A 21,513-nucleotide genomic window follows, 5' to 3' on the forward strand; every position below is an offset into this window, starting at 1 on the left:
TTTAGCCCTCCTCAACACAAGAAAGAAGCTCGGCGGTAGTAATTATGCCGTCTTGTATTCCCCTTGAAATTTTATTTGCAGAAGTTGTGTAAAATCTTTTTCCGCAATAAAATTCGTGCGGCTCAAGTCTTTTTGAAAGAGTGCCGTTAAAAAGCATTGCGCATACTGTTGATACCTCGGCAGAAAAATCAAGATCGTGGGTAACAAGCAAAACAGTTATTCCGCTCTGCGAAAGCTCACGCAAAATTTTTGCGAGTTCTGCCTTTGAAAAGCTGTCACAACCCTTGGTGGGTTCGTCAAGCAACAATATTTTTGGCTCAAGCAACAGCAGCTTTACGAAACCTGCTCGCTGAATTTCACCGCCGCTGAGGTCATATGGGTGATGATTTAAAAATTTTGAAACATTAAATCGTTGGCTTAATGTATTAATTTTTTCAATATCTCCGCAAACGGATTTAAAATCTTCCATTAAAGTATCCTTTACAAAAAGGAGCTGCGGATTTTGTGGCATTGTAGCGGTTTTTTCAGAAACCTTCACCTTGCCCCTGTACGGCTTTAATCTTGAACCGATTACGGAAAGCAGTGTGGATTTTCCACTGCCGTTAGCTCCTACAACGGAAAATATTTCTCCTTTTTTTACGGTTAAGTCAAGACCGAGCAACACATCTTCTGACTTCTTTTCGTATCTGAAATAAACATTTTTTACAGATAGTATTTCATCAGCAGAATTATTGCTTGCTTGTTTATTTAAAGATATATTTTTGCCACTGCAATGATTATCAAAAAACTCTCTGCCCTCTTTTACGGTAATCGGGCAAATAGTATCGGAATGTGAAACGGAAAAAAGTCTTGTAGGAACAGGCAAAGCGAGCATCATAGGGTGATTTTGTGAAACAGCGCAAAGGCTTTTGCAAGTATCCCTCGGTGTTGTGTCCGAGATAATTTTGCCCTGCTCCATAACAATAATTCGGTCTGCAATCGGAAATAGATTTTCAAGCCTATGCTCGCAGATGATAACCGTAATTCCTAAGTCTTTATTGAGCTTATCAAGAATAGTAAAGAAATTCTCTGCCGATACGGGGTCAAGCTGACTTGCGGGTTCGTCAAGAATTAAAACATCGGGTTCGGCAACCGAGGCAGCCGCAAGGTTTAGAATCTGCATTTGACCGCCCGAAAGTGAATTTGTCTTTTGCTCAATTATTTTTGAAAGTCCGAAATATGTTGCGGTTTCACTTATCTTGATATTAATTTCTTCACTTGAAAGTCCCATATTTTCAAGTGTAAACGCAAGCTCATGCATAACGGTATCGGTAACAATCTGATTTTCGGGATTTTGCGCTACATATCCAATCTTGAATGCCGTATCCACATCACTGCACTTATCCAAACTTTGCGAGCAAAAAAGGATTTCTCCTTTTTTTTCTCCATGAGGAGCAGACTGCGGTTTTAACAATCTGAGCAATGTGGTTTTTCCGCATCCCGACTGCCCGCATATAACGCAAAACTCTCCCTTTTTTACCGAAAAGCTGACATCATCAAGCGCCTTTGTCTGCATTTGCGGATATGTAAAGCTCAAATTTTTGACAGAGAATATTTCCATACAAGCTCCTCCTTTAACTCAATAATAAACGGCATAAACGATAGCACTCCAAATGATACCATACCGAGTATTGATACCACTGTAATATCGCACATCTCGATATGTGGGTATATTTGAAAACTAAGCTGACCAGTTGCAAATGCCGAAAGCACAACAAAAAACATAGTAAGAGTTACTGCCGTAAACGCAACATCTGACTTTGTAAACGGGAAACGAGAATAAAAACTGCGCTTTTTCACTCCGTAGCCTCTCGCACTCATAGAGTCGGCTGTCTGCACAGAACCCTCAAGCATTACCGATACCGATGCCGAAAACGCAACGATATATTTTTTAAATTTATTTTTACCGCAAAAGTCAGACTGTGCCGACAATGTGCGCTTAAATACTAAAATAAACTTTGGCACAAAGTGGAGTACCATAGAAAACAAAAGGGCAAGGCGAGGTAAAATTCTGCCGAAAATATAAATCAGCTTTTCAGAATCGAACACGCTGTTGAAAACGGAAAACCAAAGTATTACGCTCAAAAGCATTAAACCGAGGACTGCTCCGTAAACTATCGCCTCAAGTGTAATTGGCACATCGTTTATAAAGACAAGCGGAGTTATGCCTTTGTGAGAAAAAATTGGGTTTGTTATTGTTACAAGCAGGAAAATCATCGCATAACCAAAAAAGGATTTTAAAAATGCTTTAAAACCCTTTTGTAAAACAGAATATGCCACCGCCGAAATAAGCGAAAGCAGTAAAATTATATAATTCCAAGTGAACATTGACACCGACAGCACAGCTAAAAAATAGACAAGCTGGGCTATCGGATTAAAGGAATTAAACCTTAACATTATTCTTCTCCTGTAAATTCATTGCCAATATCTGCGCCTAAGTCGCAAGTATATAAAAACTTGATGGTATCTCCGTCTTGTATATCATAAGAATTACAGCCTACCGACGGGAAAACATCATTTACGCAATATTCCCAGCCTGAAAGCTGACCGCAAGAAAATTCATAGAGATTAGCTATGCCCTCAATGTAAATGTCAGCGCCTGTTCCCTCGTATTCGTACTGAATTTTATTCTGACGGCACGCCTCACTGAGTGCATCATAGGCGGTTGCTTTTTCGCCAAGGGTTACCTTTGTAGGCTTTAAGATAACGCCGTCACTCGGAACATAGCTTTCAAGTCCGCTCTCAAGCTGATCCATATTATTTAAAATAGTTGAACAGTTTATAGAAATGAGGACTTCCATTCCCTCTTTTTCAGACGAGGAAGAGTAATAGTCCTCGGGTGACTGAACCGAACAGCCGCAAAATACTGCGGTAATAATCAATAAGAGAATCAGTAGCTTAGTTTTCATTATTTGTCACCCTTTTTTCTGCCAAAAAGTCTGAATGGCTCGCCGTTTTTTCTGAGTACGGTTAATCTGATAATTATAAGCACAACCGCAACAGCTATAAGACCGATAAGCGAAACATAATAAATAAAATTATTATTGTCTTCTGATTTAGCCGCCACTGAGTCGGGAGTTGAGGCTAAAGTAAACGGCTCGTAGTTACCGTTTGCCGAGTCCATTTTTTGATTTTCGTATTCATTGGAATTGCTTGACTCCGAATTATGTTTCTGCGTAATATCGCCCGTATTAACAGAATTATTTTTATCGTTGCTGTCTATATTAACAGCAGAATTGCCCGACTCTGTATTGCCGCTATCCTGCTGAGAATTTCCATTGTCAGTATTATTTTTCTTTGTTTCTTCAAATTCAAAAATCTCTGTGTTGCCCTTAGTCATATATTTATACAAATCAACAAGTGAATTTAATGCCTGATAGCAAGCGATGTTATTTGATTTGCTGTTTTCGGTATGAGCAAAACCACCGTCTGAATTTTTGAATGACATAAGATTATCTATAAGTGTATTTCCGTTTTTAATAAATCTTGAATCTGTCTGCACATCTATACCAAGTGCAACAAGTGCCGATATGACCTGAGAAACGCTCTCGGAATTTACTGTACCGAAAGAGGAATATCCGCCCTTATCATTCTGCTTTTTTGACAAAACGCTTAATGCTCTGTCAATAGCCTCGTTTACCGAGCTGTCGGATTTGTACGGAGCAAGTGCCTGTATGCACATTGCGGTAACATCTGTATCGGCTGACTTTCCCATAAGAGTAAAGCCGCCGTCCGAAAGCTGTAAACCGATTATTTTTTTGATAAAATACTCTCTGTCGTATTTTGCGTCACTCGGAACTTTTGCGTTTGCACAGTCGAGTGACAGCAAGGCATAAACATAAGCATTTATGCCCTGCTTGTTCACATTTTCGCTGTTATAAGCTCCGTCACTGAGGAGATTATATCCGTTAATATCTTCGGGATTAAGTCCGCAAGCGTAAAGCGCAAGTGCGGTACGCTGAAAATCAGTAGCCTTGCTTTTGGATTGATACAGCTTTTCAGCAGATTTTATCATAGAACTCTTTACTGCCGATACATCTTTACCGTATTTTGACATAGAAATAATGTACCACTGGGTTTCAGAGCTGTCTGTTGTAGCGGAGAGCTTTTGCATAAATGCCGCTGTATCGTCAGCCTTGAGTGTGGCTGACTTGTATGAGATTATTCCGTCAATGACTTTTGAAATATCTTCTTTTGTGTATGTGCCTGCCGCATTTACCGCAACCGATAAAGACATCATAACCGCACATACGAGCAAAGCTGTAATTCTTTTCAGCATATATTAATCATTCCTTATTAGAATTATTCTGCCTGACCTGAAATAATAGTCTGGAGTTTTGTAACATCGTTTACATCAAACTTACCGTCTTTGTCAATATCGGCAATTCTTTTCTGCTCATCTGTAAGAACAGTATCGCCGCTAAGGCTTGTCTGAATAAGTGTTACATCGTTAATATCAACCTCACCGTCAAGGTTTACATCGTTAATAATCTTTGTATCTACAAATACTCTGTAATCACTAGCGTATCTGAGAACGGCAGGAGCACCGCTGTAACCGTACTTTTCTACCTGTAAGCTATGATAGCCGAATGTGAGCTGATTCTCATCAATTACAACTACGCCATTGTAATCTGTTGTGTATTCTTTTCCGTCAAAATATACTGTCATATTGTCGATAGGAAGAACAGCGTCACCGAAAGTAGCCTTTGCTGTAAAAGTAATTTTACCTTCGGTTGTAAGTAATGAAGTATCTGCGATTGGGAGATAGCAAGGATATTCGCCATAGTAAAGTACAACATTGTCGCTCTCGCTGAGAGTGTAGTCCTTTACGCCAAAGTTAGGAACAACACCGTTTACTGCATAGTACCAGCCGTCCCAGCCGCCAAATGAACCGGCTGAAATGCCGTTTACTTCTGAAATGTAGCCTGCATCTGCACCAACTACTTCGAGATCATCAGAAATCTCATCTGCAAGGCTGATAAGCTCTGCTACATTACTGCCGCTTGTAATTTCGAGTGTATCGTTGTAATAGCAAGCCTCCGGGCCTTCGATTCTGAGATTTACATTGATAGTATTTTCTCTTGAAATATTTACTGAAAAATCATCTGCATAGCGAAGTACAGTAGGTGCGCCGTTAGAGTTCTTCTTAGCAACCTGTACGCTGTGCTTGCCTGAGGTGAAGTCAGCCTTTGAAAGTGTGATTGTGCCGTTTTCATCTGTTGTGTATGTGCTGTCGTCAAAAGTAACTGTCATATCAGTAACAGGAACTGTACTTACGGTTGGATTCCAATCACTGTCATATGTAGTTGACTCTGCATTAAAGCTGATTTTACCGTCACTGTTTAAAGCTGAAGTATCAATCTGAGGAATAAGGCATGGGAAATCGCCATAGTAAAGCACAACTGTATCGTTGTCGCTGAGTGTGTAATCGCCAACACCAACGCTTGGTGAAACTGAATTTACAATGTACTGCCAGCCGTCCCAGCCGCCGAATTTACCTGCTGTTTCGCCGTTCACATCTGTAATGTAATTGTTTTCAGCACCTGTTACGGTAACATCATCAGAAAGGCTGTCTGCGTACTGAATGAGGTCAGACGCTGTACTGCCCTGCGGAATTGTGTAGTTGTCATAAAGGACACAAGAATCAACACCCTCAATACGAAGTGAAACTGTAATGTCTTTTGTTTCTGCCGCAAATGCCGGTACTGCCGATGCAGACACAAGCAATGTTGCAAGTGAAGCAGAAATAATTTTTGCTGTCTTTTTCATAAACATTCTCCTTATATAAAAAATAGCCCCTTAAAAGAGGCATAGCTATATAAAGGGTAAGATTTTACCCAATAACTATTCTCCCGTTGCCCAAGAAAGTTGCTGTACCTTATTATGGCAGGTCTCCTGACTTACAGCCTGCGTTAGCGGTTTCGGCGCCTTCTCGGTTACCCAATGGCATATGCCGAAATTATAAACTGCTTACAGTAATGGCGGTTGTGACGGACTTACACCGTCTTCCCTATTAATTAAGCGAATAAACCATAATAAATTATTAAGTTCAAATTAAATTTTATAGCATAATTGTATTTATGTCAAGCTAATGACTTTGTTTTTCATCTTTTGCCTTATTTTTTCGCTTTTTGACGAATAAATACAGTATAAAACACAACACGCACACTGCAATTCCGCTGAGCAAACCGACAACGAGCATAAAGGTGTTGTTATCGGCAAACTCTGAGTTGAGTGAACCCGTTATATCTTTACTCTCGTATTTTTCATCATCACTTGATTTTCGCAAATTTCCTTGCTCCTCTGTATCCTCTTCACCTAAGTTTGAGTTTTCATTTTGCACATAGACCGTTCCGCTTTCACATTTGGATATTTCTACACTTTCAGGTAAGGAATTAACGCAATCGTATGCGGTATATTTTAAATCTGATTTTCCGAGGGCGATAGCCTTAAATTTTAAAGTAAAAACAGTGCTTTCGTTGCTGACATTTTTTCCGTTTTTGCATAGATACGATACATTCAGAGCTTGTCCGTTATCGTAAGCATAGGCTATGCTGTCGGACGGCGTGGAAATTGAGCGGTATTCGAGAATATTTCTGTCATATGAAAACCTAAACAAAACAGCCGACAACTTCTGATTTGATTTTGCTCTCACCTCAACCGCTATTATCCTGTTTAAACTGCATTGTGCATCCTCTGTTTTGAACATCACGCCGTCTGTATTCACTGCAAAAACAGACGGAGCGGAGAAAACTATGAAAAATCCTATCAGTAAAAACGATATAAACTTCTTCATATTTTCTCCGCCCCTTTTAAGCGTGCTCTGCTTTATTAAAATTTTTCTGCACTGTATCCTTTGCCTGTCCCTCTTTTTTGCTCTGCACATTATAAGAAATTCTTGTGAGCATATTTTCACTTACAAAGCGCTGAGCAACCTTTGCCACCTTCATTGTAAAGCCTGGGATTATTACCATTTTGCCCTTAATGGTCTTTTCAATAGCGTACTTTGCAACAAAGTCGGGAGAAAGTCCGTTAAGGCAAAACTTTACATCTGCAACATTATTAAAATTGGTATTTACAGGGCCGGGACAAAGGACTGAAATTTTAACATTACTGCCCTGTCGCCTAAGTTCCTCATGAATAGCCTCTGTAAGTCTTACAACATAATTTTTAGATGCGTAATAGCTTGCAAAGGTAGGACCTGCAAGAAATCCTGCCGACGAGCCTACATTTAAAATGCAGCCTTTATTTTTCTTCACCATATCCTGCAAAAAACATTTTGTCAGAATATGAACTGCGCTTATATTTGTGTGAATTAAATCAAGCTCCCTTTTCAGAGGAACATCCAAAAATCTGCCGTATGCGCCAAAGCCTGCATTATTAACAAGAAAATCTATATCCTCATCTTTTAAATGCTCGTACAAATCAATAGCGTCTTGTTCTCTCGACAAATCTATGGTGATTACTCTGACATTTACATTTTTAAGTTCAGCTTTAAGCTCTGTCAGCCTATCATAATTTCTTGACGCAATAATTAAATCATACCCCATTGCTGCCAAGATCCTTGCAATTTCCTTACCAATTCCCGAACTTGCTCCTGTAATTAAAGCCTTCATACATTCACCTGCTTTATTTAATTTTTTGCACCTATGGCACAAAGCCAGGTAGTGCCCTCCTTTTTGTAAGTTTCAATGTCTGAAAAACCTGCCTTTGCAAGCATTTCTCTTATCTCCTCCTCTGTTACGGTTTTTATGCCTATTTTATCCTCAACAGCCTTCCATTTGTCAGGCTCTTCAGGAGTTTTTAGCATTTCAAAAACGAGCATAAGTTTACCGCTCGGCTTGAGTACCCTGTATATCTCTTTCAAATCATTCAGCTTGTCCGGCCAGAAGTAGTAGGTTTCTACCGCAGTTACAACATCAAAGCTGCAATCGTCAAAAGGCAAAGAAGAAACAGAAGCAAGCATAATTTTTACTTTATTACAAAGAATATTTTTTCTGTTCTGAGCTTTTGAGTGTTTGATACAAAGAGCAGAATAGTCTATTCCGTAAACCTTACCATTGCCTATTCTCTCTGCAATTCTTGATACGGTGAGTCCTCCGCCGCAGCCGACATCAAGTACTCTGTAATTTCTTTCAAGATTTATATGATCAAGTGCCCAACCGGTGAGCTCATAATGACCTTCGTTCATTGAATTTATCATTTTTTTGCCCCAAAAACCCTTTGGCTTTTTGGCATTTTCCAACAGCTTATGATATTTCACAAATGTCGTCCTTTCTGTAAAACACCTTCATCTAAAATTCTATAAAATCTTTCAATCTGATATTTTTATACTACATAACAGTGTTTATTGTAAATTATCACATTGTTTTTACTGTTCAGGTAATATTTTACTGTGTATTTTTATTATTATACCATAATAAATTGTATTTTACAATGAGGAAAAGCAATAATTATTTTTCTGTTTTCGAATAAAATAATTAAAGCCGTACATTCATACTCAACACAAATGTACGGCTAAATAATTACTTATTCTTTTTCTTTTTAATATGAATTTCGGGGACGGCTACCGTATCATAAGTTACAGTTTCGTCCGGGTCGGGTTTATCGCTTGACTTTTGCTTTACTTTGCCTGTGTGAATTTCAGGAAAAGCAAGATTTTCGGTTTCAACAAAATATTTATCCTTATCCTTCATAATACACTACCTCCATTTTACAACAGATTAATAAAGAATGTGATTGTAAGGCTGTTAAGAAAATCTGCAAACAAACTGCCCACGATTGGAATAAGCAGATATGCTTTTACAGACGGAGCGTATCTTTCGCAGATAGCCTGCATATTTGCCATAGCGTTTGGAGTTGCGCCCATACCAAAGCCGCAAGTACCTGCCGCCACCACTGCCGCATCGTAATCCCTGCCCATTACATTGAATACTACAAAATAAGCAAAGAGGAACATGAGCAGAGCCTGTCCTGCAAGCAGTATAATAAGCGGAAGCGCAAGGTCGGCAAGCTGCCATAGCTTAAGCGTAATCATTGCTATTCCAAGGAAAAGTGAAAGGCAAATACCGCCAAGGTCGTTTATTTCGCCCATATGAATTGTAATTTTTCCTGTATATTCGCCTATGTTTCTCATAATAGCAGCTATAATCATTGCGCCGATATAAATTGGGAAAGTCATACCTGTAAGAGAAAGCAGGTCGGAAACCACCGTGCCAAGTCCAACGGCTATTATAAGCTGAAATACAGCAGGAGCATACATTGAAAAATGTCTTTCGTGCTTTACTTCTTCCTCAACAAGGAGAGTATCATCTTCCGCTTTTATTGTATCAAGCAAATTATGCTTTTTGATGAGTCTGTTGCCGATAGGGCCGCCCATAAGCGAACCTGCTATAAGTCCGAAAGTTGCGGCGGCGGTGCAGACTGTTGTAGCGCCGCTTATACCAAAGTCCTCAAGTACCGGACCAAAAGCGCCTGCAGTACCGTGACCGCCAACCATAGGTATTGAACCTGTGGTCATACCTACAAGGGAATCAAGTCCGAGCAAATTTGCAAGTCCGACCGCTGTAAAGTTCTGGGTAATTATAAGAACGATTACAAGTATGAGAAAAACAAGGAGCGGCTTTCCTCCGCTTTTGAGAACCTTAAGGTTTGCCTGAAAGCCTACCGAGGTAAAGAAAAATACCATGCAGACTTCTTTTAGAGTGTCGTCAAAATCAATTTCAAGTATTCCTGTTGAATAGCATATCAATGTGAAAACGGCAAATATTAATCCGCCGATTACAGGGGCAGGAATACAGAATTTTTCGAGAAAAGAAATTTTCTTTTTAAGAAAACTTCCTAAAATCAGTACAACAACAGCAACTGCGATTGTCTGATACATATCAAGTGTAATGCTCAATGTTTACATTCCCTTCGGAGTTATTCTGCTGTTTTTACTTCAACGCCCTTTTCGCTGTAATACTCCGCTGCACCGCTATGGAACGGAATATTTACACCTATTACGGCATCTTTTTCCACAATATCAAGGTCAGCCGAAACAGTAAGCTGGAGTTCGTTTGCGTTATCAAAAATCAGCTTTGTAAGCGACTTTACTTTATCGTTTGAAAGTTTGTTGCTTACAATAAGCACCGACTTAACTCCTACTGTATCCACTGCTTTTGTCTGACCGCTGTATGTATTTGCTTTTACAGTACAGTCAATATACGAGTATGCGGATTTTAGCTTTGAAGAAGTTGCCTTATCTATACCGATAAGTCTTATATCGCACTGTTTAGCAAGCTCGTCAATTACAGTTGCATTTGTTCCCAATGTCCAAAATGCAGCGTCAATATCACCCGATACAAGCTCCTTTGCCGATTCGGCATAGTCAAGATTAACTTCCTTTATCATTTTTTGGTTTAAGCCATATGCAGACAAAATCTGCTTTGCATTAAGCTCAGAGCCTGACTCCTCTTCGCCGATGCTTACGGTCTTTCCGAGCAGGTCGTCTATGCTGTTTATATCGGAATCAGCCCTTACAACTATGTGGCACACCTCGGTATAAAGTGCTGCGACAGCGCTGTAATCCTTATAAGGTGTTTTAAAAGAATTTTCACCGTTGTAGGCATCGCTGATAATATCCGACTGTGCAATGGCTGCGTCAAGATAGCCCTGCGAAAGCAAACGAACATTAGCTGCCGAGCCTGCCGTTGTTTTTAAATCAATATTAAGCTCTCCGTCTTTTTCGGCAAGCTGTTTAATTGATGTTGCGGTTTGGTGATAAACACCGCCTAATCCCGCCGCACCAAAACGGATACTTTCATTTCCCATAGAGCAGCCGCAAACGCAAAGCATTGCAGTCAGCAAAACAAGAAAAAGTGCAATAAATTTTTTCATCTTACCGCCTCTTTTTTAATAACAAAAAGGGAATTGTAAACAGCGTACAATTCCCCGATATTTACAGTTAATTGTAACATATTTTGTGAAATATGTCAAATCGCCAAGATCACTAATTTAACCTCAGTTCTACCTTACTGCCACCCGAATTCTCTTTGGTAACAACAATTTGCTTGTCGATTTCTGTTCTAAGCTCTGCCACATGAGATATAATGCCCACAAGGCGGTTGTTTTCGGAAAGGCTCGACAAAGCCTGCATAGCCTGTCTGAGTGTTTCCTCACTGAGTGAACCGAAACCCTCGTCAACAAACATTGTTTCCATTCTTATTCCGCCTGCCGACGCCTGTATTTCATCTGAAAGACCGAGTGCAAGTGAAAGTGACGCAATGAAAGATTCGCCGCCCGAAAGGCTTTTTACGCTTCGCTCCGTACCGTTGTAATGGTCAATAACATTCAAGTCAAGTCCGCTTTTACCCTTTAGGTTATCCACAACCTCTTTGCGCTTCAGGTCATAATTACCGCCCGACATTCTCATAAGGTGAACATTTGCCCTGCTGATAATCTTATCAAAGAAAGCGGTTTGAATGTAGGTTTCAAGCGTCATTCTCTGCTTTCCCGACAGTGTGCCGTTTACAGTATCGGAAAGCGATTTCATTTCTCGCCAATTTATATCAAGTTGTGCAAGCTCCTCGGATTTTGCGTTCAGCTTTTCTAAAGCCGATTTGTTTGCAATAATACGCTGAGATATTATGTTATTTTTCTCTGCAAGCTGATTTTTCTCATTAACAAGAATACTTTTTTCGCTCTTTTTATCTTCAATGTCTACATTTTCGGCATTTTTAAGTATTTCGTTAAGCTGAGCAATCTGTGCTTTATAATCGTTAATTGCTTTTTCGCAGTCTTTGTAGGCCTTTTCAGCTTTCTCGGCTTGCTCTTTATTTGTGCGAATTGTATTTTTAAATTTTAATATTTCTGCCGTTGCCGACTTTTTGCTGTCAAAAGTAAGTTTTTTAAGCAAGCCCTCCTTTTGCTTTTCCTGTTCATCAACTGCTGTACTGAAAGCTGAAATTTCGGCTTTCAGCTTAGAAGTCTGTTCGTTTGCACTGTTTAATTTTTCTTCTGTATCCTTAATAATTTCGATAAGCTCTGATTTTCTTTTCAGTTTCTTATCTTCTTCGGTTATTTGTGTTTTGAGTTGGGTTTTATTCTGCTTGATTTCGTCAAGAATTTTTGCAATCTTATCCTCGGCGCTATCCAACTCCGCATCTGCAATCAGCTTTTTCAAATTGCTTTCGGCTGTCTTTTTTGCATTGTTGTAAACTCCGCCCTTTTCGCCGCATTTACTGCTTAAAACATTAGCTTTATCCTGTAAGTCTTTAGCCTCCTTTTCCGATTTCTTAACTTCCGCCTCGGTAGGGGCATTTTCTGATTTTACAGCTTTATGCGGATGTGTGCATGAACCACATACAGGGCAAGGCTCGCCGTCTGTTAAGGTTTCTGCAATAATTCCTGCTTGCTCGCTGTTAAATGCAATTCGCATTTTATCCGACTTTTCTTTAACAGACTTCGCCCTTTCTTCAGCCAAGACATATTCTTTTTGCGCAAGCAAATAGTTATTTTCTAACTTTTTAAGCTCTTTTAAATCATTTTTCAGCTGTAAAATTTCATTTTCTTTCACAACGATTTTTTCAAGCTTGGTAGAGAATTTCAGCCTGTTTTCGGCACTGCTTTCAAGGGAAGCGCTCTCTTCTTTATATTCGCCTAAGCTTTCGCCGAGCTTTATAAGCTGTTTTTCATTATTGCTTAAAGATTTTTGACTTAAATTATACTTTTCCGTATTATCTTTAATCTTTTTAGCCAATAAATCAAGCTCGTCATAGTCTTTTAGCTGCTGCTCAATTATAGTGACATTCTTTTCAAATTCATGTGTTTGCGGTTCTTTTTTCTTTTCTTTTTCAAGCGCTGATTTTAAAACTTCCGATTCGGGCAGCATTTTTTGTAGCTTTTCGTTTGTATTTTTCAGCATCACACGATTTTTATTTTGTTCTTCAGCCTTAGTTATTATTCCTGTAATAGCATCAATTTTTTTGTCTGCGGCTTTCAGCTTTTCTGCCGAAATTTGTAATGACTCGCTGTCATCTTTAATTATGTTTTTTATAAGCTCAATTACATCAGCCGTAAGCATTTCGCCGCTCTGCGCCTTTTGCAAATCTATTGAAAATACGCTGTCTTTACTGCAAACCGCACTGTTAATATATTGACTGATATAATCGTTTGCTTTTTCTCTCTCCTTTTCAATCTCGCTGAAATCGTTTTTAACCTTTTCCTGAAAAATTTTATATATATCGGTTTTAAATATACTTCTGAATATAACCTGCCTGTCCTTTGTTTCTGCAAGCAAAAGTTTCAGAAAATCTCCCTGAGCAATCATTGCAATTTGTGAGAACTGAGTTGGGGTAACACCGAGAATTTCAACGAGCTTTGTGTCTACCGCCTTTTTGTTTGTTTCAACATCACCGTTTGGGAGAGTAAGCTCTGCGCCTGCGGCTTTTTTGGTATAGCCATCGCCCTTAGTTTTCTTTTTCATATATTCGGGATTGCGCTTTACGGTATATTCCTTATCACCATTCGCAAAAGTCAGCTCAACTAATGTTGGAGTGTCGTCATCAGCATATTTGGAACGAAACATAGAAGAATCTCTGTTACTGCCGCTCGCCTCGCCGTAAAGAGCGTATTTGATTGCGTCAAATATGGTAGTTTTGCCTGCTCCCGTATCGCCTGTAATAAGATAAAGTCCGCTTTTGCCGAGCTTTTCAAAATCAACCTCCTGCTTTTTTGCATAAGGGCCGAATGCCGACATAGTCAGTTTTATAGGTCGCACTAAAATTCCTCCTTAATCTGTTCAAATAAATTTGCCGCATACTCAAGCTGTTCATCGCTCAAAGGCTTTCCGTTCTGCTTTTCAAAAAATTCCGATAATAATTCTGTATCGGATTTCTTTTCTGTTTCTTCCGCCTGCGTCAAAGCAAGGGAATTTCTTGTGCGGGTATTATCGTAATCGAGTTTCATTAAATTCGGATAAACGCATCTGAGTTTTGCAACCGCATCCGCAACATCTTCTTCATCGGTAAGAATTATATGCAAATAATCTTCGGTATTTGTATTTTCGTAATTTTTCTTAAAAGTTAATTCCTCATAAGTACCCTTGATTTCCCGCATATCAAGTTTTGGGGTAAGCTCAACGGTTGAAACCTTAACATTACCCTTTTCTTTCATTTCAACAACGGTAACGGATTTTTTGTGGCTTATTTCTGAAAAAGAATATTTAAGAGGAGTGCCGCAATAGCGGACAGTATTTTTTCCGACATTTTGTGGGCCATGAATATGACCAAGGGCTACATAGTCAAAATCGTCAAATACATATGAATCAACATTGTCTGTACCGCCAACGGCTATTGTTTCCGACTCCGAGCGCTGGGCACCTGTTACAAATTGATGTGTGATAATCACATTCCTTGCTTTTTTGTTTACATTCATATGAGATACGGCAACACGAACAGCATCGGTATATGTATTTATTTCTTCGTCCTCAAAAAATCTGCGTACATTAGACGGTTTTACAAACGGGAGCATATAAAAATTAACCTTTCCGTACTTGTCTTTTAGCTCTACAAGGTCATTTTTGCCGTTATAAACCTGCGACATATGCACTCCGCTTTTGTCCATAAAGCGGGAACCGAACGCAATTCGTTCGGGGGAATCGTGATTTCCGCTTATAACCAATATCTGCAAATTTCTTTCCACAAGTCTGAATAAAAAATCATCGAAAAGCTGCACAGCCTCTGTCGGCGGTATAGGCTTGTCATACACATCGCCTGCTATTACAACAGCCTCTGCCTTTTGCTCATCAATTACATTCAATATTTTTAATAATATGTATTTCTGATCTTCAATCATAGAATAGCCGTTTACACGCTTTCCTAAATGCAAATCAGATAAATGTACAAATTTCATAACATCATCCCTTAAAATTTGTTGTTTTATGTTATTATATCATACATTTTTAATAAATAAAAGCCTTTGCAAAAAAACAGACCGTTACTTATCTGCAACGATCTGCTGTAAGGGAAGGAAAAGTTTAGATAACTTTTCAGTTGTAGGAAAATTATTCGGCGTCTGTAAGTGATACGGCATATGTCATAGTACCTGAATACTTAACGCCCTTAGGAGTTGACGGATTGTTGAGAACGGGCTTTACTGTAAATGTTGTTGAGCCGTCCTCTGTAAATGATGCAAGTTCAACACCGTTTACCTCATCTTTTGCGCCTATGGTTTCTACAATGCTTTCATCAGGCATAATGAATTGGTATCTGAGTGTAGGCTTTGCGGCACTCTCAACCTCTCCTGTAAGCACCATCTGGTTGCGGAAGTAGCTTGTACCTGCGATTGTTACAGATACCTTTTGCCGCTTGGAACAAAGGCTGTGTCGTTTTCAAGTGCAAGTGAATATGAAAGTGTAGATGACTCTTTCTGAAGTTCTGCTGTGAGAGGAATAGAAACTGTGTAAGACGGTACAATTTCAGATTCGCTTTTTGAATATGTAATTTTCTGCCGGAAATCTGCCGATGTGTGGTTTTGTCAACGACCGTAGTGCTTTTAGTCTTTTTCTCCATTTCTCTTCCCCTTTTCTGACATTATTCTAACACCCGATTTTTACAGTAGAGTTATATTTGTTTATTTCTCTTGTAAAGAATTGTAAAAAATAGCGCATAAAAAAGCCCTGCGTAAAGCAAGGCTTAAAAAACAGATTTAATTTGTGCTGTCTATGAATTTTTTAAATATTTTTCTGCTGTTTTCATCTGTAAAAAATGAATACTCGGGGTGCCACTGAACCGCCCATATAAAGTTTTTATCAGGCGCACACACCGCCTCAACAAGTCCGTCCTCTGAAACAGCCATACACTCAAGATTTGGAGCAATATCTTTTACGGCTTGGTGATGCAGACTTGTAACATTTAGCAAATCAACATTCAAGAGTTTATGCAAAGGTGAATTTTTATTTATACTCACGCTGTGAATAGGTTTGTCATATGGGTGTGGCTGATGATGAACAGCAGTGCTTGGATGTTCTGTATTTAAATCCTGATAGAGTGTGCCGCCCATTACGGCATTTATGAATTGTATGCCACGACAAATGCCGAAAACCGATTTATCCGCATCATAAGCCAATCTGAACAGCTCGGTTTCCATATTATCTCTTTGAGAACAGCTTTCGCCGCATAGCTCTGATTTTTTTGCATTATAAATCCGTGGTGCAACATCCTGTCCGCCTGTAAAGAGAAATCCGTCACAAGTATTTACAAGCTGTTTTATAACCTCCTTGTCCTCTGTCAAAGGCAGCATTACGGGAACACCCCCAGAAATTTCAATACCTTTCATATAGTTAGGCAGCATCCAATAACATTCTTTTTCAAAATCTACAAGCGGAACTACGCCTATTAACGGCTTTTTCATACCTATTACCTCCAATAAAAAAGACAAGGGAGTCCAAATGAACTTCCTTGTCCAAAATTTTTATTTATTATAGCACAAAATATAAAAGAATACAATATCAACAGTTTAAACATTTGCCTTTGGAGTAACATAAACCGTTTTATTGTTTACATAAATAACCATACCCGGTTTTGCACCGCTTGGCTTGCTTACATATCGCACAAGCGTATAATCAACAGGTACTTGGCTGCTTTCTCTTGCCTTGCTGTAATATGCCGCAAGCTGAGCCGCCTCTAAAATTGCGGTATCGCTTATCTCTTTGCCTTCGGCTAAAATAATTGTATGCGAGCCATGAATATCCTTTGTGTGCAGCCACATATCGTTTTTGTTTGCTGTTTTTAAGGTCAGCTTATCATTCTGAATATTATTTCTGCCCACAAGAATTTTAAAGCCGTCACTCGAGGTAAACTCAAGCGGTGGAAGTGCCGCCTGCGGTCTTTGCTTGCCATTTTGTTTACGCAAATAACCCTGCTCTGTAAGCTCTTCTCTTATCTGCGCAAGCTCTCGTTCGCTCTCTGCACGGTTTACGGTATCAAGTACGGAGTCGATGTATTCAAGTTCGGCTCTGCCCTTTTTTATTTGCTCGGTAAGAATATGCTCTGCGTTCTTTGCCTTTTGGTAATCCTTATAATACTTCTGCGCATTTGCGGCAGGAGAAATTGCCGGATTTAACTTTATGCGAATAAGCGCCATATTTTCATCGTAAAAGTTCTCTACCTCTGCAAAACTTGCGCCACGCTCAATTCTGTAAAGGTTTGCCTGCAACAAATCGCCGTTTATTCTAAGCTGTTCACGATTTGCACATTCCTTTAGCTCAATCTTTTGCTTTGAAAGTTTACGGGAAGTTCGCTCACTCAAATTAGCAAGCAATTTTGTCAAGTCCTGTGACTTTACCCTCATTCTCTCTCTTGAATCCCTTGTTTCGTAAAAGCTGTCAAGGAGCTGAGAATAAGTATCAAAATACTTAATCTGCGCAAAATCGCCGTACTGCTCAACATTCATAAATGTAAAATCTATCGGCTTGCCGTCATCTCTTATAACCATACAAGGCTTGCCTGCATATCTGTTTACATTCATATAAAGATTATCAATTACTTCGATTAATTTTTCATAATGCGCCCTGTCCATATGAGTGGTTGTGCCCTCGCCCACCTGATGCTCAAGCTCTCGGCACACAAGCGGCGACACACCTTGAATTGCTTTTAAAAGTGCCTTATTAAGCGTCATTTCGCCGTCAAAATCAACTGTCTTTTCGGCAATTTCTTCGGCTGAGTGGTCAAGAATAGAAAGTTTATCCTGCGCCTCGGGAAGTTCATATTTAATATTCGGCAGTACAAGTCTGCGACTGCTCATTGTAAGGTCTACCCTCTTTAGCGAATCTATAATCACGCCGTTTGAATCGACAATAATTATATTGCTATACATACCCATAATTTCGCATACTACGGTTATAAGAACAGTATCGCCAAGCTCGTTTACGCACTCAAAATCAAGAAAAAGCACTCTGTCGCACTCCTGCTGACGAACCGCTACGAGCTTGCCGCCGCCTATTCGCTTGCGTAAAAGCATACAGAACATTGGCGGCGACGGTGGGTTTTCGGGAGTGTGACTGCAAAAATGCACTCTCGGAGAATTTGCCCTTGCAGAAAGCAAAAGCTTTTTGTTGCCGTTAAAGGTGCGCATTGCAAACACAAGCTCATCTCTGTTTGGCTGATAAATCTGCGATACCCTTGCACCGAGCGCCTCGGTTTCTATTTCGTGTTTTATATATCTTAAAAAAATTCCGTCTAAAGCCATTTTTTACCTCTATTTATGATATTTGCCATTAGTTGAAATTTCAAACGAACGGTAAATCTGTTCGGAAAGCACCATTCTCGCCATTTGGTGCGGAAAAGTCATTTTGCTCATTGAAAGTTTAAAATCGGCTCTGCTTTTAACTTTATTGCTCAGTCCGTAACTTCCGCCGATTATAAAGTCAACCGTACTTTTTCCCATAATTGCGGCATTATCAAGCATTGCCGAGAGTTCCTCACTTGAAAGCTGTTTTCCCTCTATGCACATAGCCACAACATAGTCGCCCGAACCGATTTTTTTAATTATTCGTTCGCCCTCAGCCTCAATTACCTCTGAAATTTCTGCCTGATTGGGATTATTGTTTCTGATTTTTTCTTCCGCAAGTTCTACTATTGAAAACTTACAAAAGGCAGTAAGCCTCTTTGCATATTCCGAAATTGCATCTGTAAAATATTTTTCTTTAATTTTTCCTATACAAATTATATTTATTCTTATCATTTTTCACCGTTAAAAAATTACTGATTTTGCGTTGGTTTCTACTGGTGCAATGTCAAGGGTGTAGTCTATCCCTCGTTTCATACCGTACTTAGAAAGCTCGTTCACCGCCGTATTAAGCGCTATTGATGGAGTGTTGTTCTGTTCGCTGAGATGACCGAGCATAAGTCTTAGTGTACCCGACTGCACAAGTCCCGCAAGCTCGGCGGCACAATCCGGATTTGACAAATGGCCGTATTTAGAAAGTATCCTCTTTTTAAGCACATACGGATACGGACCGTTTTTCAGCATATTAACATCGTGATTTGACTCAACAACGGCAAAATCACTATGTGCAACGGCATTTCTCACATCATCGGTCATATATCCCATATCGGTGGCAACAGTGGCGGTTTTTCCGTCTGCAAGCGTTACAGAGTAGCAACAGCTTTCAGCCGCATCGTGCGGAGTGTCAATTCGTTTTATAAGCATATCACCGATTGCAACCTCGTTTTCAATAACTTCGGTTTCAAAGCGGTTGTCAAGGCGGTTAGCCCTTTCGAGTGCGTCAAGCGTACCCTCGCTTGCATACACCTTAAATTTATAGCGAGATGCAAGCACCTTGATTGCATTGCAATGGTCTGTATGTTCGTGTGTAATAAAAACTGCGCCGATTATGCGTGGATCTATTGAATTTGTAAGTAAAGCATTTTCAATCTGCTTGCATGAGCGTCCTGCGTCAATAAGTACGCCCTGCGTTGCTGTACCGAGAAAATAACTGTTTCCTTTACTGCCGCTAAAAAGCGGTACTGCCTTTGCCAAACTAATCTACCCCTAATCAATAAAATCATAATATATAATAGCACAAAAAATTCACTTTGTCATCTGCATAATGAAAACCCACAGCTTTCGGCTGTGGGTAAAGTGATTATTTTTTAACAAGAGCGGATGCAGGGAGTGCATATTTTTTCTTGTACTCCTTGTAATCGGCATTATACTGAATATCGTCTGAGTTCTTCAGCTCGTGGAGATATTCGTGTGCATCATAACCATTGTTGTTGATTTCGATAACACCTACTGCGATGTTTGAACAGTGGTCAGATACTCTCTCCATACTTGTGATAAGGTCGGAGAAAATAAAGCCAAGCTCTATTGTACATTCACCGTTTGTAAGACGCTTTACATGAGCCTCTTTCAGCTTATCTCTTATGCGGTCAATAACCTGCTCAAGCGGTTCAACCTTTGCCGCAAGTTTTACATCGTTATTAATAAACGCAAGCGTTGCGTTATTGATAATCTCTCTTACGGCGTCCATCATAACATTAAGACCTGCCATAGCCTCGTCTGAGAAAACGGCTTTTTTCTCTTCAATTTCTTTGGCTGCGCCTACAATATTCATTGCGTGGTCGCTGATTCTCTCGAAATCACCTATACCGTGCAAAACTCTCTGAACACTTTTACTGTCGTTTTCAGAAAGATTTTTCTGACTTAGTTTTACAAGATATGTCGAAATTACATCTTCGTACATATCAATTGTGTCTTCGTTTTCAGAAAGGGTGTCAGCCGCTTTTTCGTTATAATTACCAACCATTTCAAGTGCGCCGAGAAGTGTACCCTCCGAAAGTCTTGCCATTTTTCCCGTAACATTCAATGCACGATCTGTTGCAAGTGAAGGTGTGTTGAGGAAACGCTCGTCAAGGAACGGTGTTTCGCTATCTTCATCTGAATCCTTAATAGTAAGGCAAGCAAGTTTTTCAAGCTGGCGTGTGAAAGGAAGCAGCATAGCTGTTGCCGCAATGTTAAATGCAGTATGAATAATAGCAATATTTGCCTCGGCAACAACATCATCTAAAAATCCGTATTGGAAGATTAAGTTTGTGCCATAGAACAGCGCACAAATTACGATTGTGCCTATAATGTTAAAGTACAGGTGAACCAAAGCGGCTCTCTTAGCGTTTTTCTTAGCGCCGATACACGAGATAAGCGCTGTAACGCAAGTACCTATGTTTTGTCCCATAACAATCGGAATTGCCATTGAATAAGTAATAGCGCCTGTTTTTGACAGTGCCTGCAAAATACCGACAGACGCACTTGAGCTTTGAATAATAGCTGTAAGCAAAGCACCGGCAATGATACCGAATACAGGGTTGTTGAAGATTGTAAGAAGATTTGCAAAGTTTGGATCATTTGCAAGCGGCTTTACAGCGGCGCTCATAGAATCCATACCGAACATTAAAATTGCAAATCCCAAAAGAATAGACGCAAGGTTTTTCTTACTGTCGCTCTTTGCAAACATAATAAGAATTATGCCTATAAACGCAAAAACGGCAGAAAAAGATGTCGGTTTAAGCAGCTGCATAAATACGCTGTCGCCCTCAATACCCGAGAGGCTTAAAATCCACGCTGTAACTGTTGTGCCGACATTAGCACCCATAATAATTCCTATTGCCTGTCTGAGTTTCATAATACCCGAGTTTACAAAACCAACCACCATTACTGTGGTAGCAGACGATGACTGTATAACAGCTGTAACGGCTGCACCGAGTAAAAATCCCTTGAAAGTATTGTTTGTCATTTTTTCAAGAGTTTTTTCAAGTTTACCGCCTGAGAACTTTTCAAGTCCGTCACCCATGGTATTCATACCATACAAAAAGAGTGCAAGACCGCTCAGCAGCTGAAGTATCGAAAAAATATCCATATCCCTAAACTCTCCTTTTCCTTTGTAATGATATTAGTATTAAGTCAAAGTTTTATTTTGCATTTGTAAAATCTATG

At 39.6% G+C, this 21,513-nt stretch carries 19 protein-coding genes and 1 riboswitch; all 19 genes read right to left on the minus strand.

Going from position 1 to position 21,513, the window contains the following annotated elements:
* Position 1: 1 nt before the first annotated feature.
* Positions 2–1,600, minus strand: coding sequence for an ABC transporter ATP-binding protein (locus tag DXC23_RS03295; RefSeq protein ID WP_117704745.1), 1,599 nt, complete (start codon positions 1,598–1,600; stop codon positions 2–4).
* Positions 1,573–2,436 (minus strand): energy-coupling factor transporter transmembrane component T, encoded by an 864-nt coding sequence (locus DXC23_RS03300; RefSeq protein WP_117704746.1) that lies wholly within the window; start codon positions 2,434–2,436, stop codon positions 1,573–1,575. Before DXC23_RS03300 ends, DXC23_RS03295 begins: the two co-directional genes overlap by 28 nt.
* On the minus strand, positions 2,436–2,948 hold the full coding sequence (locus tag DXC23_RS03305) for a DUF4430 domain-containing protein (protein WP_117704747.1): 513 nt from the start codon (positions 2,946–2,948) through the stop codon (positions 2,436–2,438). Before DXC23_RS03305 ends, DXC23_RS03300 begins: the two co-directional genes overlap by 1 nt.
* Positions 2,948–4,318 carry a hypothetical protein gene (locus DXC23_RS03310; protein ID WP_117704748.1) on the minus strand — a complete coding sequence of 457 codons (1,371 nt, stop codon included), beginning with the start codon at positions 4,316–4,318 and terminating at the stop codon, positions 2,948–2,950. Before DXC23_RS03310 ends, DXC23_RS03305 begins: the two co-directional genes overlap by 1 nt.
* Before the next feature lie 23 nt (positions 4,319–4,341).
* A complete protein-coding gene (locus tag DXC23_RS03315) occupies positions 4,342–5,808 on the minus strand; it encodes a DUF4430 domain-containing protein (RefSeq protein WP_158552418.1) in 1,467 nt (488 codons plus the stop codon).
* Positions 5,809–5,906: 98 nt separating this feature from the next.
* Positions 5,907–6,089, minus strand: a riboswitch (cobalamin riboswitch).
* A 38-nt stretch (positions 6,090–6,127) separates the two neighbouring features.
* Positions 6,128–6,835 (minus strand): cohesin domain-containing protein, encoded by a 708-nt coding sequence (locus DXC23_RS03320; RefSeq protein WP_117704750.1) that lies wholly within the window; start codon positions 6,833–6,835, stop codon positions 6,128–6,130.
* 16 nt (positions 6,836–6,851) lie between these two features.
* A complete protein-coding gene (locus tag DXC23_RS03325) occupies positions 6,852–7,655 on the minus strand; it encodes an SDR family oxidoreductase (RefSeq protein ID WP_117704751.1) in 804 nt (267 codons plus the stop codon).
* 17 nt (positions 7,656–7,672) lie between these two features.
* A complete protein-coding gene (locus DXC23_RS03330) occupies positions 7,673–8,302 on the minus strand; it encodes a class I SAM-dependent methyltransferase (RefSeq protein ID WP_117704752.1) in 630 nt (209 codons plus the stop codon).
* A gap of 262 nt (positions 8,303–8,564) precedes the next feature.
* Positions 8,565–8,735 (minus strand): hypothetical protein, encoded by a 171-nt coding sequence (locus DXC23_RS12375; RefSeq protein WP_158552419.1) that lies wholly within the window; start codon positions 8,733–8,735, stop codon positions 8,565–8,567.
* A 17-nt stretch (positions 8,736–8,752) separates the two neighbouring features.
* A complete protein-coding gene (gltS, locus tag DXC23_RS03335; RefSeq protein ID WP_117704753.1) occupies positions 8,753–9,940 on the minus strand; it encodes a sodium/glutamate symporter in 1,188 nt (395 codons plus the stop codon).
* 20 nt (positions 9,941–9,960) lie between these two features.
* The gene (locus DXC23_RS03340; protein ID WP_117704754.1) at positions 9,961–10,917 is read right to left on the minus strand and encodes a TAXI family TRAP transporter solute-binding subunit; all 957 of its coding nucleotides are present in this window, start codon (positions 10,915–10,917) and stop codon (positions 9,961–9,963) included.
* Positions 10,918–11,029: 112 nt separating this feature from the next.
* Complete coding sequence (locus tag DXC23_RS03345; protein ID WP_117704755.1) at positions 11,030–13,798, minus strand: SMC family ATPase; 2,769 nt, start codon at positions 13,796–13,798, stop codon at positions 11,030–11,032.
* Complete coding sequence (locus DXC23_RS03350; protein ID WP_117704756.1) at positions 13,798–14,931, minus strand: exonuclease SbcCD subunit D; 1,134 nt, start codon at positions 14,929–14,931, stop codon at positions 13,798–13,800. Before DXC23_RS03350 ends, DXC23_RS03345 begins: the two co-directional genes overlap by 1 nt.
* A 151-nt stretch (positions 14,932–15,082) precedes the next feature.
* Positions 15,083–15,334 carry a hypothetical protein gene (locus tag DXC23_RS03355; protein WP_117704757.1) on the minus strand — a complete coding sequence of 84 codons (252 nt, stop codon included), beginning with the start codon at positions 15,332–15,334 and terminating at the stop codon, positions 15,083–15,085.
* Between the two features lie 392 nt (positions 15,335–15,726).
* Positions 15,727–16,431: a gamma-glutamyl-gamma-aminobutyrate hydrolase family protein gene (locus DXC23_RS03365; RefSeq protein ID WP_117704759.1), complete on the minus strand. Its 705-nt coding sequence runs from the start codon at positions 16,429–16,431 to the stop codon at positions 15,727–15,729.
* Between the two features lie 105 nt (positions 16,432–16,536).
* Positions 16,537–18,267: an NFACT RNA binding domain-containing protein gene (locus DXC23_RS03370; protein WP_117704760.1), complete on the minus strand. Its 1,731-nt coding sequence runs from the start codon at positions 18,265–18,267 to the stop codon at positions 16,537–16,539.
* Between the two features lie 9 nt (positions 18,268–18,276).
* Positions 18,277–18,759: a 23S rRNA (pseudouridine(1915)-N(3))-methyltransferase RlmH gene (rlmH, locus tag DXC23_RS03375; RefSeq protein WP_199523047.1), complete on the minus strand. Its 483-nt coding sequence runs from the start codon at positions 18,757–18,759 to the stop codon at positions 18,277–18,279.
* A gap of 12 nt (positions 18,760–18,771) precedes the next feature.
* Complete coding sequence (locus tag DXC23_RS03380) at positions 18,772–19,560, minus strand: MBL fold metallo-hydrolase (protein WP_117704762.1); 789 nt, start codon at positions 19,558–19,560, stop codon at positions 18,772–18,774.
* 106 nt (positions 19,561–19,666) lie between these two features.
* Positions 19,667–21,436, minus strand: coding sequence for a Na/Pi cotransporter family protein (locus DXC23_RS03385; RefSeq protein WP_117704763.1), 1,770 nt, complete (start codon positions 21,434–21,436; stop codon positions 19,667–19,669).
* Between the last annotated feature and the right edge of the window lie 77 nt (positions 21,437–21,513).

Source organism: Eubacterium sp. OM08-24 (assembly GCF_003438075.1).
Taxonomy (GTDB): domain Bacteria; phylum Bacillota; class Clostridia; order Oscillospirales; family Acutalibacteraceae; genus Ruminococcoides.

Coding starts and splice junctions, on each gene's coding strand:
- DXC23_RS03295 (WP_117704745.1), bottom strand. CDS start 1,600: ATGGAAATATTCTCTGTCAAAAATTTGAGCTTTACATATCCGCAAATG.
- DXC23_RS03300 (WP_117704746.1), bottom strand. CDS start 2,436: ATGTTAAGGTTTAATTCCTTTAATCCGATAGCCCAGCTTGTCTATTTT.
- DXC23_RS03305 (WP_117704747.1), bottom strand. CDS start 2,948: ATGAAAACTAAGCTACTGATTCTCTTATTGATTATTACCGCAGTATTT.
- DXC23_RS03310 (WP_117704748.1), bottom strand. CDS start 4,318: ATGCTGAAAAGAATTACAGCTTTGCTCGTATGTGCGGTTATGATGTCT.
- DXC23_RS03315 (WP_158552418.1), bottom strand. CDS start 5,808: ATGAAAAAGACAGCAAAAATTATTTCTGCTTCACTTGCAACATTGCTT.
- DXC23_RS03320 (WP_117704750.1), bottom strand. CDS start 6,835: ATGAAGAAGTTTATATCGTTTTTACTGATAGGATTTTTCATAGTTTTC.
- DXC23_RS03325 (WP_117704751.1), bottom strand. CDS start 7,655: ATGAAGGCTTTAATTACAGGAGCAAGTTCGGGAATTGGTAAGGAAATT.
- DXC23_RS12375 (WP_158552419.1), bottom strand. CDS start 8,735: ATGAAGGATAAGGATAAATATTTTGTTGAAACCGAAAATCTTGCTTTT.
- DXC23_RS03340 (WP_117704754.1), bottom strand. CDS start 10,917: ATGAAAAAATTTATTGCACTTTTTCTTGTTTTGCTGACTGCAATGCTT.
- DXC23_RS03350 (WP_117704756.1), bottom strand. CDS start 14,931: ATGAAATTTGTACATTTATCTGATTTGCATTTAGGAAAGCGTGTAAAC.
- DXC23_RS03355 (WP_117704757.1), bottom strand. CDS start 15,334: ATGGTGCTTACAGGAGAGGTTGAGAGTGCCGCAAAGCCTACACTCAGA.
- DXC23_RS03365 (WP_117704759.1), bottom strand. CDS start 16,431: ATGAAAAAGCCGTTAATAGGCGTAGTTCCGCTTGTAGATTTTGAAAAA.
- DXC23_RS03370 (WP_117704760.1), bottom strand. CDS start 18,267: ATGGCTTTAGACGGAATTTTTTTAAGATATATAAAACACGAAATAGAA.
- DXC23_RS03385 (WP_117704763.1), bottom strand. CDS start 21,436: ATGGATATTTTTTCGATACTTCAGCTGCTGAGCGGTCTTGCACTCTTT.